This window comes from Mongoliitalea sp., assembly GCF_054166905.1.
Genome location: NZ_JBSZCK010000001.1, coordinates 21419 through 36889 on the forward strand (window position 1 = coordinate 21419; position 15471 = coordinate 36889).

The following is a 15471-nucleotide window of genomic DNA, read 5'->3' on the forward strand; positions in this document are numbered from 1 at the left end:
ATACTATGATTTTTTCAGGTTATTGAACAACAGGATTAAAAAACTCTAAACCAACACCACGATTTCTCATAACGAGCGTATCTGTTGTTGCCATTCTCATGGTAGGTAAATCAAGTTCATATTGTAGATACAATGCATCTCTGTCTTGATTTCCCCAGCTTCTTTTTTCTCCTCGCTTGACAAATTGCCCGGATCCAGTAGCTGTTACTCCATCAGTGATGGAAGAAATGGTACAATTACCCTGATTATTGAAATCTAGTCTAAGATTTACTGTCTGATTAACACCGTCGGCACCCTGAATAGTCAATGGAAAATCAATAGAAGTCAACGAACGAGTATTCAAGTCTTTTAACTCATCATGCTCTACAAAACGCTCTCTTCTAACTACTTGACCTGTAAGATCTTCATGACCCGGCTTTCCAGTGATTACATCCAACCCTCTTCTCAAGTAGATCCCGTGCCATTCGTTCACATACTTTACTGCATACAGAACAAAATCTTTTGGCAGAACTTCCCAATCACCAGTCACGTGTCGATTGGGATTCGGAAGAGGAGATACTCCTCTTAAAACCGTATCCACATTGGCCGCATTTACTATTCTCAATGGAATCACATAGGTATTGTGAATCGCATCCGGATCATTGAAAAACGCCCCTGTCAATTCAAACTCGATACCCCCAATAAGTGACCCTCTTGGGATGGTAAGAACTGGTTCAGGCATTTGAAAATATTCAGACGGCATTACTTTTACTTCCCTGCCTCCTTGAGAAAACAATAAATTTTCTGCTATAGAAGGATCAAAAGCAAGATCCAATTGAATATTGTTTCGGTTTTGGTAGACACCACCTGTAGTAGCCATCACCCTAAATCTCCACTCATTATCTAAGGTGGTATCAAAGAAATCCTCACCCAGTGTAATTGTCCTTACAGGATATTGATGTGCAAAGTATACACTCTGAAAATCAAAGTCTGGAAACTGCCAGTCTTGATTCACACAGGAACTGATGCCTATAATTGCGATAAATAGAATTATAAATTTTTTCATGTTTTTTTCTTTTGGCTTCAAGAATTACCAGTAGATGATTTTTACCAGCCTGTATTTTGTCTAAGTGCACTGTATTTCAACAGCTCACTCAACGGCACAGGACCATATTTCATATGCTCTCCAAATACCCTGTTCTGAACATTAATGACCTGAAAACTATTATTTTGAATTCTCATGCCCCTTGCTGGTTCAGTTAAGTTTAAGTTCCATCTTCTCAAATCCCAGAAGCGGAATCCCTCGAAGCAAAGCTCCAACCTTCTCTCATTTCGGATCATTTCACGCATAGCATTTTGATCATTTCTGATAGATTCTAAATAAGCATCGCCATTATTCAAACCTATGCCTGCACGCTGACGAAGTGCTTTGATGACATCGTAAGCTGAAAACCCATAAGGGCCGGTGGCCAAAGGACCCCATGCTTCATTAGCCGCTTCTGCATAAATGAGGTATAATTCGGTATATCGGATTCTCGGCATAACATGCAGCTGTCCGCTTACAGAGACAGGGTTCAAATTCACATCCTGTCTCAACAGCTTTCGCATGTAATAACCTGTTCTAGTAGAAACCTCCACCCTATTAATCCCATCATTAGTACCCCCATCAGCTGTAGTGTTAATTACCTGGTTGTTTGGACCTGCGGTATTTCCATTTCTGATAATGTAATGATTGAATCTAGGATCTCTATTGGCATAAGGATTGGCCGGATCATAGGAGCTATTTGGATGTGTGATTGGATATCCATCAACTGTTGGGAATGCATCTACCAAGTTTTGAGTTGGATTCAACAACCCATTTCCAAATTGAGTAGGAGGAAAATGAGCTGCCTCTAAGTTACTGGAAGGTCCACCAAGGGAAGCTCTCCACAGAATCTCCTGCTGATTGATTCCACCACCTAAGTTATTGATTTCATTTACGTTTGTATACCAAGTCAGTCCCGTCGGAGCAATACCTGATACCCCACCATTGAGTTGTAACAACTCTCCTGCATACCTTGCAGCATCTTCCCAAGTAGTACTGTTGCCTTGACTAAATGCTGGACTTGCAGCCATCAAAGCCGCCTGAGCTCTGATTGCCATCGCAATTCTTCCACTCAATAATTGTCTCGCATCCTCACCAAAGACTCTATTATAGTCATTTCTGTTAGCACCCAATGCTCGATACTTGAGAGGCACATCATCTTCACTTGCGATGTTTTCAAAATCCAAAGGCAATAGTTCCATTGCTGTCTCAACATCCGCATACAACTGCTGCATACATTCCTCGAATGTATTTCTTGGAAGGTTGAATTGTGAATTCAGATTTTTGGATTCAGTAAAAATCTGAACACCCAACATCTGACCATCTGCCATACCCCCATGTGCCTGAAGCAAATGGAACATAAACAAGGCTCGTAATCCTAAGGCTTCGCCTTTAATACGGTCAGCAAACATCCTATCGAGCATAGAATTGTTAACCGTAAAAGTCACACTATCCGCAGTTTCAATCATTAGGTTCAAATACTGAATAGCAGCCTTGGAATTTGTCCACTGCATGACTGGGTTATTATCAGAAGCCCACTGACCACTTGCCATATTGAAGAAGGCATTGTTTTCATTGTTGGCAACTGCATCATCCGTGGCCATATCATTGAATGACCAGCCATTTCTTGGAATCCGTGCGTATCCATTGATAATCAAACCCTGAGCAAATCTTGGTTCATTAAAGCTACTTTCCAAGTCTCTGTTATTCTGAATAGCCGGTTCAAAAAGGTCCACACAAGCAGTACTTAATAGAGTAATCATTGCCAGCGTACCCAATATGTTTCTTAAATTCTTCATGTTGTTTCGATTTTAAAACTGTGCCGCTAAACCTAGATTAAAGAAATGTGTCTGTGGAGCAGACCCAATACTCGTAGTCAGGATTTTTCTGTTTGGACCCAAAGTCAACAGATTGGCTCCATTCATATACACATCCATCCCTTTGATAAATGCGCCTCCGAAAAATCTGTCAGCAGGTACGCGATAAGTCACCTGCACCCTAGCTAAATCGAATCTATCCGTGCTGTACAACCAGAAATCAGAATTTCTGAAGTTATTGGCACCATTGAGTGTAGTCAAACGTGGATAGGTTGCAGTAGCAGCAGTTTCGGGAGTCCAACGATCTCTTACTACTTCCGAATATTTAGCATCACCCGCAATCCAGAAGTAAGAACTGTTTCTCATAGCAAAAGCACCACTTCTCCACATACCTAAAGCGAAGAAGGTAAAGTTTTTCCACTGCGCGGTTACGTTTAGACCCATGGTTAATGGAGCACCAAACCAGCCCCCTCTACCGAGGAACACTTCATCCTGAGGAGTGATTCTGCCATCACCGTTTTGATCGATATAGCGAAGATCCCCTGGAACAACTTCTCCAAAAATTTGAGTTGGAGACAAGCCGATTTGTGCATTGCTTTCAAAGAAGCCAAGATTCTGCAAACCCCAAATAGCATCTATTGGTCTACCTTCTCTGATCTGATAGTCATCCAGCCAGTTCTCACCTCGTTGTAAAGCCTTCGTAGCATAATAAGTACCAACCAGTCCTACATTCAGGTTAACTGCTCCCACTTTTTCTTTTACATTCAAATTGAAATCAAAACCTGTTCGCTGATCGCTATTGTAGTTTTCAAATGGAATAAATGAAGACGCTGGGAATCCTGTGGTGAAGAAGCTTGGATAGATATCACTTCTTTGTACCAATAAACCTGTCATGTTACTGATGAAGGCAGAACCTGCGAAGAACACTTTATTGTTGAAAAAGGAACCTTCTACTCCTATATTGATTTCCTCTCTTCTTGGGAATCTCATCTCGGGATTTGCACCTCTTCTGGAAATAGTTGTGATATTATTCAAACCATCTTTCCAAGTATAGAAAACAGTACCGTCACCTTGCTGCGTGAACACCTGCTCATACAGGTAAAAATCCATAATATCCAAATCTGTGTGAACGATACCACCAGAAACAGACAATAATAGATTATTGACCACAGAAGAGTTTTTCAGAAAACCTTCATTGCTCAATCTCCAACCAAAAGAGGCAGTAGGAGAAAAAGCCTGTCTATTTTTTTCAGGAAGTCTGGCGGAATGAATAATCGCTCCATTAAACTCTGCTAGGAACCGATTTTGGTAATTGTATCCTAGGTGAATTCCAAGATTTGCATTACTTACTCTATGGTACATTTCAGAAACTCCTGTTTGGAATCCACCTGCAATCAACATGGCAGAAAGCTCGTGTTTATTATCAATTACCGTATTGTAATTTAATTGAGCTGACATAGCCATGGTTTGCTGGAATCGGCTACCACTGATATTCTGAGTACGTGTACTGGCATCCTGTCCAAATCTGGTCAAGCTTGTAATTAAATCCTGTCCAGCGTAGTTATTCCACTGTGGTTGAAATACTGCATACTGATTATTGAAAGCAAGCACATAGGAGGTTTGATAATCCAGCCCAAATCTGTAATTAAAAGTCAAGCCTTGTGCTATATTTCTCAAGTCTGCATTCACACCCGTATTGAACTGATATTGTCTGCTTGTAAAGACATTAGATCCACCAGCATAAATATCAGCTATCGGGTTGGTCTGTTCCAATTGAGTTCCTCCTAGTAGGTACTGACCTCCGATTAAGTGGCTACTGTTTTGAATGAAATTCTGGGAAACCAAATCGTCCTCTTCAATCATGCTGATTGGAACTAATGGAGAAAACCTGTTCGGTCTGATAGTTGCGGCACCTTGCCAGAAATTGGTGTTAACACCTCTTCCATTGAATAAAATTACCGCAGCATCTGCAAAACCTGAGATATACTCAGTCAGATTCATATCCACATTTCCGCGCACATTGAAACGCTCATTTCTATTTTGCGCGGCTTGCCCAAAATTGAGAAGTGACCCTTCAGACATCATACCTAAATTGGTATAATATCTAGCACGATCATTACCGCCAGCAATTTCCATAGTAGCATCATGTCTGCTATATGCTGGCTGTAAATAGTCCGTTGAGTAGAAATCCAAATTAGGATAGCGATAAGGATTAGAGCCGGATCCATGATTAAAGATTTCTTCCTGGGAAAATAATGGCTGCAATCCATCATTCACGCGGGCTTCATTAAACAAGGTCATGTATTCGGCAGAACCCAAGTACTTAGGGATTTCTCTTGCAACATGTACACCAGTATTCGCTCTTACATTGATAGTCTGCCTACCAACACTCCCACGCTTGGTTGTTACCATGATTACACCTTTAGCAGCTCGGCTACCATAAAGCGCAACAGCAGAAACCCCTTTCAAAAATGTAATCTGCTCAATTTCAATTGGCATTACACTTCCCGGATCTCTAGGAACTCCATCCACTAATAATAGATACTCATTATTACCCCAGATATTCCCATGAAAACCAGGAGCAAATCCTTCCATATTATCGAGTGTCCAAGTGAAATAGTTTTTCTCAAAGATTTCAGGAACATTTACGTAAGAGATTCCTCCGATCAGATTGGCCTTATCTTTGGCTTGAAAGGCTGTATTCACTTGTCTTGACTCCCATTCAGGTGTCAGGATGATATCTTCAACTTGACTTGACAATCTCAACACCTTAGTTTCATAACCTTCTGCTCTGAAAATTATCAGAGCATTTGGGATAATCTGTATGTCAAATTGTCCCTGCGCGTTAGTCGTACTTAATACTTCTTCATCATCATTTAAAATTAATGCAGAAGCAATCGGTACGCCTTTAGTATCTGTAATTCGTGATTGTATCCGAATAGTTTGTTGTTCTTGAGCATAGACAAATACAGGACTCATCATCAGCATCAAAACCAACATCCAAATTATATTTTTATATTTCATGAGTGCTTTTTCAAAATGTTGAAATTGATTAATTACCAGCCTGGATTTTGTCTAAATTCAGGGTAAAGCGTCACATCAGAAACCTTCAATGGTAACCAATAATGCCTATCTGCTAACGGTCTCTCTACTAGTACTTGCTCTCTCAAGTTCAATACTCTCATCTGTGTAGGGTCACCACCTACTTCAGATTCAGGAGCTCTAGTAAATTCAATGGAGGTTTTCAAATTGTATGGGCGATCAATAAATTGCATCCATCTTCTTTGATCATTGAATCGATGTCTTTCAAATGCCAACTCCACAGCACGCTCTCGTTTGATTTCCTCTAAAAACAAGTCAACAGAGGCAGTAAACCTTGGTAAGACATCAGGCATTCCTGCTCTTTGTCTGATCACATTTACAGCGTCAACAGCTGTTTTACTGAAATTGGTTGATTTACCCATCACAGAATTGTGGCCCATCAATGCGGCCTCTGCATACATCAAATACACATCAGCTAATCTTAAATAAGGAACATTTAAGTGAAGTGCCGCACCAAAAGCGAATGCATTATCATAGGCATTGGCAGTCAATGGGACAAACTTCCTATTCACAAAACCTGTAGGACTTCCCGAAACGGCGCCTCTATAACTACCGCCTGTAAATAGGTTAGCAAATCGGTTGTCTTCCTGATTAGGAGGCATGGAGCCTTGCACCACCTGCATCCCGTCAAACATGATACTCTTATAAAAGCGAGGATCTCTTCCTCTAAATGGAAACTCGGGATCATAACCTGATTCAGGATCTGCTTGAGTAATGTCAGTAGGAAGAGGTAAACCATTAGCCATGCCAAAATATTTGTTCACAAAGTTGGCTGTTGGCACAAACTTCGTCGCATCGCCATCTACGATGATAGATGGAAAATACTGCTTGGTGATACCCCAGTTGGACTGATCACCCGACCAGTACAAAGAGCGAAAAATAGTTTCAGTACCCCCTGAGAGCGCCCAGTTTTGACCCATTGTATAAAATAATCCATGCCAACGATCAAAAGGCATCAAGGCATATTGTGTCTGACCACTTTCTACCAAATCAAGTAATTCACCAAAAGCTTCAGCAGAGCGACGGGCAAAATCTGTATTATAAGTTCTACTACCAGTAGATTCAAGATTCATCAAAGGGCTAGCAGCATACAAAAGATTTTTACCCAAGTAACCTAAAGCCATGATTTTGTTGATTCTTAGTTCATTTCTCCCCAAGGTACGTCGACCAGCTACGGTGTTATCCCAGTTGATTGGTAGGAGATCTGCTGCTCTTCTAAAGTCAGCAGCTGCTTTTTCAGCACTCTGATGATAGTTTAATCTTCCTTCTCTCAGTTGCTCATCACCAGGCAATACTCTATCGATATAAGGTAAACCACCCACATGCTGAAATAACATGAAATGGAACCATCCTCTGAAGAATAGTAATTGACCTTCAATCAACGCACGCTCTTCATCTGTAGCATCTGTCATACGGTGAAGATTTTCCAAACCTTGATTGGCTTTACGAATGCCATACCATGCCAGTGGCCATAATCCTTTCGTATGTGGGTTGTCATTAGTATTAGCAGTCCATCGGTCCATCCAACTTGCCTGACCTCCATGACCAGAGTGTTCCACTTGCCAAGCCCAGAAATTCCCTCTGTCGAAGGCGAAAGTTACATGGAAACTTCCTGCCGCTGATACCATTTCATCATCTCCCCAATTCCAAGAAGCCGTCCAGTAATTAGTGGTGAAGTTTGGAATACAGTGGTACAATTCCTCTGTAAATCCTTGGAAATTCTGAAAATTCAAGAAAGCAATTTCTTCTGAAATAACAGACTCCGGAGTTCTCTCCAAATAATCCAAACAAGAAGTTGAGCTTACTACTACAAGCACTGCAACAGTAAGTATATTGATTTTAGTTTTTATGTAATTTAAAGCTTTCATAGCAAATCAATTGTTAGAATGACATCATTAAACCAAGGTTTACCCTTCTCATCATAGGGTAAGCACCCTCCCAAGCAGCACCTGTTCCAAAATTTGATTCTCTATCATCAGGCATTTGACTCCATACCCAAAGATTATTACCATTCATGAAGATTCTTAAGCCTCCCATGCCGAGCTTTTTCGCACGAGCAGCAGGTAAATTATAAGCTATCTCAGCATTTTGTAATCTCAAGAATGAGCCATCGTACAAGTATCTTGCTCCATAGTAGTAAGATACTGGGGTTAACCATACAGGAAGAGGACTATCTGCATTTGGATTGTCCCTAGACCAGTAAGTACCTTCATCATACACCAAGTTTCGCTGACCATCCAAATTGGTGAACGGAATACTTCTCGTCACATTCGTTACACCATAAAACTGCATAAAGAAGGATAGACCTTTGTATTCGAAGCCAATATTGGTATTGTAGGTATTTTGTGGAATATTGGAAAATCCATAAGGAGCCACATCAAATGCATCAATTACACCGTCTCCATTGAAATCCAAGATTTGAAATCCACCTGGAAGCTTTCCTCCATTATTTGTATCATGTGGCGTAGTTGCAAAAACTTCATCCCAAGTATTTACAAAGCCACTATGGATATGAGACCTAGCTTGACCTAACTGGAAGCCTGCTTGCTTTTGATAGGCAGGTAAAAACATCGGATCATCTCTGTTGATCACTACATCCACTGCTCTTGTGATAGCAAAATCAGCCCACAATCGCACACCGTTATTCAAGATTTTGTTGAGTCTCAATTCAATCTCATAACCGGTAGTCTCCACTCTACCCAAGTTAGCTGCAGGAGGCTGAGCTCCAAAGTAACTTGGTACCGAACGATCGCCAGCCATCAAGATATCCACTCGATTGTCTCTAAAAACATCAACACTACCATCGATAAGTCCTTGAAAGAGACTAAACTCAGTTTTGAGGTTATACTTATAAACAGTCTCCCAACGCACATTAGGGTTACCCAATACTGTCTCTCTATACCAAGTGAACGGACTTAAGTCACCTCTCCAACCAAAACTTGTCATTCTGGATTGACCTCCAAAGGCCCACTGATTCATGAATAGGAATCTACCTCCGATGTTATCATCTCCTACTTCGCCATAGGAAGCCGTGACTTTCAAAAAGTCAATAGCGGAGATTTGCTTCATGAAGTTTTCCTCAGAAATCACCCATCCAAGACCTCCCGACGAGAAGAAAGCGAATCGATAGTTTACACCAAACTTTTCAGATCCGTTGTAAGCACCATTATATTCTGCTAGGTATTTGTTTTTGTAGTTATAGACAGTTCTAAACACCCAGTCTTCTCGATAACTTGGAATAACACTACCAATAGCGTCTTCCTGTCTCATTACCAATCCCATCGCATTGACATTATGATTGTCCGCAATGGTGGTATTATAATTCAACTGTGCTTGGTAGAATAATCTTCTTTGAGGACCTCTAATGGTACCTCCATCAATAGCTCCACCTTGAGTAGTCCAAGCTATTGGTTGAAAAAAGTCGAAGTTACTATTATCAAAGTTGTTTCTAAGATTGACACGACCTGTAACAGGGTCTATCCACATTTCCTCCGTATTGTTGAATAAATCATTGACACCTCTTCCTATTTCGGTAAAAGTATTATCCAATGCAACAGTACCTCTAAAATTTAATCCCTTAATGATACTACCCAAGTCCTGCTCCAATACTAGATTGGTAGACAAACTCGTAGTGGTTGTATTTTCAATACCACCAATGGCCAATACTCTTGCTGAGTTGATGGCTCCAAAGTCATCCAATGGAAAATATCCCCAAAGTCCATTTGAATATCTTGGCATAAAAGCATCCGGCGGATTTCTAAAGGCTGCTCTCCAGAAGTTTGCACTGTTTGCTCCATTCCATGGTGTTTTTCTTACCCCATAAATACCACCCAAGTTGACTTTTAATAGAGTGGAAGATGTCAACTGAAAGTCTAGATTGTTTCGGAAATTTAGACGATTGAAATTGTAACCAGGCTGATAGCCTCTTCCATTATCAAATTCACGGAATAAGTCCCCTTCATTTTGAAAATCGAAGGCCGCAAAATACTTCGTTAATTTTGTACCCCCAGTTATGGATAAATTGGCATTATAAGCCATTGCGTAATCCTTGAACAAGTAATTTTGCCAATCTACATTAGGATAGCGCTCAGCTTCTTCTAAACTACCGGGAGTTCTGTACAATTGTCTGATATCTTGAGGAATAATCTGCGACCAGGCTTGCGGACTCACAGAAAGCTCTCTTTCGATAGCCAAATTTCTGATTCCAATCGCATCATAAGCATCCATCTTACCTGGAAGCTTCGAAGGAGACTTAACTGTTGTATTGACTCTTGCAACAATCTCTGCTTTTCCTTCTTTACCTCTTTTGGTAGTCACGATGATTACACCATTAGCACCACGGGAACCAAATACAGCGGTAGCCGAAGCATCTTTCAATACAGAGATAGATTCCACCGAACCGATATCCATATTGTTAAAAAATTCAGGTCTTTCAACCCCATCCACCAAAATCAAAGGTCCATTTCCATTCCATGTATTATTGCCTCGAATGACAATTTGAGGTTGCTCATCACCTGGAGCACCGCCGCTTTGTACAGCAATCAATCCGGGTAAATTTCCCTGAAGCGCCTGACCCAAATTAGAAACTCCACCAGTACGCTGAAGTACTTCTCCACTAGTCTGTGATACGGCCCCAATTAAGGTTTCTCTTCTTTGTTCACCATAACCAATGACTACAAACTCTTCTAAAGATGTTTCCGCCTCAGAAATAGCAATGTTGTAAACAGATTTACCTGCTTCCACCAATACCTCCACAGACTTGAAACCAATAAAACTGATGACTAAAATTTCTCCAGGTTGTGCATCTAGTCTAAAATCACCATTAACTCCAGTTGCTACCCCTCTTGAGGTTCCTTTGATGAGTACAGTTACTCCCGGGATTGGCATCCCATCATTCGCGTCAGTAACAACACCTCTGATTTCCTGAAATTTTTCATCAGATACAGCACTTGTTGCATTTTTAGCAACCCCACTTTTTTGCTTCTTTTCTTTTCTTTCGATGGTTTTGGAAGAAGCATCGTCTTTTTCTTTAGACTCTTCATTGTTTTTGTTGATTTTGGAAGCTCCTAGATTGTCTGGGACTCCATGATTAATCAACGCCTCCAAGTACTTTTCATCTGTAATTGATGCTATGGAAGCATTCATTTGCGAAATCGCAAGAAAGAATACTGACCAAAGCAACAACAAAGACGTTTTCCATTGGAAGTTAAAACATAGCCTTAGTAATTTTTTAATCATAAAATTGTTAAGGTTAAATTAGGTTTGAATGAATTAATTGAATCGCTGGAGTATCTCCAGCAGTAAGTTTAAAACCTTCCTTTTTTAAGGAGATTTGCTGAGTATATTCATAATAAATTGCGTTTGTTGTATTAGATTTATTGATTGATTCCTTTTGTCAGTTGTAATTAAAAAGTGTGTGGAACATAGTAACCTATAACCCATGAAAAAACTTTCTAACCTATTCCAAGCTTTGATGCTCATTCCAAAAAGTCTTCCACAACTGATATCTAAAACCCCATACGTTAGATGCGGCTCGAAATCGATTGCATTAAAAGATACTTTTGACTCAAACAGGTTACTCATTTTAATCTTGGGTTTATGCTAATCCACTGTTTAAATATAGAATTTCATATTTAAAAAATAAAAATGTAAAAAAATCATAATAACTTGATTTTCAATAAGTTAAATTAATCATTGCGTTTACAAAAATTGAAAAAAAAAGAGAAAAAACCTTAATTCTGCGAAATTGGAGGCATTTTAACTCTTTTTTAAAAAAAACCAATGTTACGCTTAGATAAAGTATTTGATTATCAATTACTTACAATCATTTTTACTTCATTTTTTTTTTGAATAAAAAAGTGACAAATATTTGTTTTTCAAAAACATACACTCAAAATAATCTTAAGATTCACGAAAATCCCGAAAAGAATATGGAATAAGCCTTAAAATGCAAATGTTTACAACAATTATTGGTTCATCCCAGCTATGATACGCCTCATATTAATAACTCCGAAATAATTGTTTTTTTGGTTACTAATTACCAAGACAGGCCAAGGATCGGACCATAAACTGCAACATATTCAAAAAAGAAGAAGAGGCCTTCATAAGCCATTACCAGTGTAAAATTTCACCAAGCAATTGGTAGAATTGGAATTTTAAGATTAAAAAGCAACTTGAAAAGGACTCGCTGGTATTCCCAAATGATTGATTAGATTGGCTTTATCAGGATTATTTGCCCAAGCATAACATAATTTAATGGGCGAACTGATAAATGAGGGAACAGATACTTCTACTATATTCGATGCTACAATACGCGCTTCGCACCAGTGAAACTCACTGTCTGACCCAGCAATAGCAAATCCAAAAACTTTTTCTCCACCCTGAAGTCTAAGTCCTTTCCCTACTTCCGAAAAAGTCACTCGGATTTTATGATTCTCAAGACTGAAATGCTCCAGCAGAGGACCTGAAAATGGTCCATTTTCACTTCTATAAACTATTTTTTTTGCTTGAAGAGCAAGTCTATCTGCTACGGATTTTTTATCCAAGGGATGAATATCATTAGCTTCCCCTACATCGATAGTGATGGCCATACCTGTATTCGGGATGGCGAGTGCTTTTCGTTGGATTTCACGCATTTCAGCCCAATTACTCTCCTGAGGATTTTCCGATGGGGCCATATAATTGGGGAGTTGAACATAAATGAAAGGTAAATCTGGTTTATATAAAAATTTACGCCAACCATAAATCAATTCATGAAATTGCTGTTCATAGACTTCCACAGCAGCAGTATTCGATTCTCCTTGATACCAAAGGATACCTGTCAATGAAATCGATTTCATAGGAATAATCATTCCCTGAAAAAGCCCCAAAGGTTTTAAACGAACACTTGTTTGGCTTGGAGCAGGATTGACAAGTGCTCCTATTGCAAACTTCCACTCTTTTTCCAATCCAATCACCTCATCCTTGACGGCTAAAGAATACGGTTTTTGTTCAATAAATTGAGGTTTTCCCCGTTCACTTACCAATCTGACTGTAATCACATTTTTCCCCGACTTCAATACACCTTTTGGAATGGTATATCTTCTGGGCGGATATTGATACCCGGTACTCCCTACCAATACTCCATTGACGAATGTCTGATCGCTATCAACCATAGTTCCCATCAACAAAGCAGTTTCTTGATTTGGTAATTGGTCCTCCCTCAGAAAAACCTCCTTTCGAAACCAAAAAACCCCATTTTTTAAATCACCATCCAATTCAGGGACAGTAAATAGGTCAGGAATTGATTTCCAGGTAGCATCGTCCAATAAGGGATCAAACCAAGGAACACTTTCTCCAGAAAGTCCAAGATCTGAACCATTCAATTGATTAGTCCAAGCTTCTTTTTTTTCTTTTTCTGATTTCTCAAGTACTTCGATCACTCCATCTTGTGCAAAGTACATCGCCTCTTCATAATCTTGAGGGAATTTTTGCAAGGCTTCTTTGGGTAACCAAGCCTGAATAGGTGAACCACCAACACTGGCATTGATGATTCCTATGGGAATTTGGTAGGAATCGGCTAGGTTTTTGGCAAAAAAATATCCAATAGCTGAAAATTTAGCTAAGCTCTCCTGGCTAGGCTTCAACCAAGTTCCTGAAGGAAAATCCTGATTCCCCTCCACGAAATTATACGTATCCGGAACATCAAAATATCGAATAGTTGGATAATTCGTTAATTGGAATTCTTCTGGGAAAAGCGGAGATACTCTCTCCATGGTCGTTTCCATATTGGATTGGCCAGAAGTCAACCAAACATCACCAAACCAAATATCCTGAATATGAATGTTTTCCTTTTGCGAAGAGATGATCATTTTGTAGGGACCACCCGCTTGTTTTGGTTCTAGTACGACTTCCCATGAACCATCAACACCTGCGGTCGTAGTGAGTTCCTCTCCTAAAATTTGGATAGTAATGTCTTGTCCACTTTCTGCCCATCCCCAAATTTTTACCGATTGTTCGCGCTGTAAAACCATGCCGTCACTGATGAGTTTAGGCAATCGCAAATCAGCATACAAATCATCCCAAACTAGGAAACAGATCCCTATCAAGATAAGAATACTTTTGATCAAAAAAGTATTGCCATGGGATGAATTCATAAAATTTGAATTGGTCTTTTGGGGTTTGCTTACTTGAACTGTGGGTAAATCTGTAAAATATTTTCGAATTATGCAACCGATTTCATTGATTGGTTATGAATTGAGATAATTGTAAAAAAATAAGGATGAACGAAATGCCCATCCTTATTCTAGTTTAGCTTTTGACATCTTGGTCAAGCCTCATGCAGCATTTCTCATTTTACAGAAAAATGATATTGGATTTTGTGCGAATATACCTCCCCTGGGTTTAAGCGTGACGTCGGGAAGCTTGGTTCATTGGGAGCATTTGGAAAGGTTTGAGGTTCCAAACATAAACCCATGTATTGGCTGTAAGTAACTCCGTTTACAGTGACTTTTCCATCCAAAAAATTCCCTGAATAAAACTGTACAGCCGGTGAATCTGCATATACCTCCATCACACGTCCACTACCCTCGTGCTCTAAAGTTGCCATCTTTACCAACTCTGAAGAATGTGCTTCTTTCACTACAAAATTGTGATCATACCCTCCCGGTACTTGTGCTATTCTTTCACCAATCAATCGTGGACTGCTGAAATCAAAAGGAGTTCCTGCGACAGCTTTCAATTCACCTGTTGGGATAAGATTTTCATCAACTGGTGTAAATTTTGAAGCATTTAGCGTCAATTGATGCCCTAAAATATCCTCTTTCATCGCGCTCAAATTAAAATACCCATGATGAGTGAGGTTAACAATTGTTGGCTGATCTGTCTCCGAAGTAAACTCTAACAATAATTTGTTATCAGCTGTCAATTCAAAAGTTAAAGCTGTGGTGAGATTTCCAGGATACCCTTCCTCTCCATCAGGGCTGGTATAGGTCATTTTCACCATCATCGATTCATCTCCTTTTTCATAGGAAGCATCCCATAAAACACGGTTGAAACCTAAAAATCCGCCATGCAGATGATTATCCCCATCATTGCTCGCCAATTGATAGGACTGACCGTCTATTTCAAACTTTCCTCCTGCAATCCTATTTCCAAACCGGCCAATCGCTGCTCCAAAGTAGTAATCATTAGTATCGTAATCTCCGACCGTTTCATAACCTAAAACAATATTTTCACTGTTTCCATCTCTATCTGGAGCAATTAATTTGGTGATTATCCCACCAAAACTGGAGATTTCCACATGCATTCCATTGCCATTGTCTAGGAAAAACAATTTGGCCATTCGATCTCCAACAGGTACTTCTTGTATGTTAACGGTGAAATTGATTTCTTTTTCCATTATATTATTTTCTTCGGTTTTCGGTGCAGAGCAACTCCAACTGATGCAGCTTGCAAGACCAAGTAAACAAGCAGCTCTGAATAGTTTTTTTTGTATCATATTTTTAAATT

General features: G+C 39.7%; 7 protein-coding genes. All 7 read right to left on the reverse strand.

Annotated elements, in window-relative coordinates; translation table 11 throughout:
- Positions 1–19: 19 nt before the first annotated feature.
- Positions 20–1045: a DUF5627 domain-containing protein gene (locus ACXIUD_RS00075; RefSeq protein WP_458050600.1), complete on the reverse strand. Its 1026-nt coding sequence runs from the start codon at positions 1043–1045 to the stop codon at positions 20–22.
- Positions 1046–1086: 41 nt separating this feature from the next.
- Positions 1087–2862, reverse strand: a complete 1776-nt coding sequence (locus ACXIUD_RS00080; protein ID WP_458050601.1) for a RagB/SusD family nutrient uptake outer membrane protein — start codon at positions 2860–2862, stop codon at positions 1087–1089.
- Positions 2863–2874: 12 nt separating this feature from the next.
- Positions 2875–5904, reverse strand: coding sequence for a SusC/RagA family TonB-linked outer membrane protein (locus tag ACXIUD_RS00085; protein WP_458050602.1), 3030 nt, complete (start codon positions 5902–5904; stop codon positions 2875–2877).
- 32 nt (positions 5905–5936) lie between these two features.
- Positions 5937–7850, reverse strand: a complete 1914-nt coding sequence (locus tag ACXIUD_RS00090; protein ID WP_458050603.1) for a RagB/SusD family nutrient uptake outer membrane protein — start codon at positions 7848–7850, stop codon at positions 5937–5939.
- A 13-nt stretch (positions 7851–7863) separates the two neighbouring features.
- The gene (locus ACXIUD_RS00095; protein WP_458050604.1) at positions 7864–11220 is read right to left on the reverse strand and encodes a SusC/RagA family TonB-linked outer membrane protein; all 3357 of its coding nucleotides are present in this window, start codon (positions 11218–11220) and stop codon (positions 7864–7866) included.
- A gap of 923 nt (positions 11221–12143) precedes the next feature.
- A complete protein-coding gene (locus tag ACXIUD_RS00100; RefSeq protein WP_458050605.1) occupies positions 12144–14117 on the reverse strand; it encodes a sialate O-acetylesterase in 1974 nt (657 codons plus the stop codon).
- Between the two features lie 194 nt (positions 14118–14311).
- A complete protein-coding gene (locus ACXIUD_RS00105) occupies positions 14312–15460 on the reverse strand; it encodes an aldose epimerase family protein (RefSeq protein WP_458050606.1) in 1149 nt (382 codons plus the stop codon).
- Between the last annotated feature and the right edge of the window lie 11 nt (positions 15461–15471).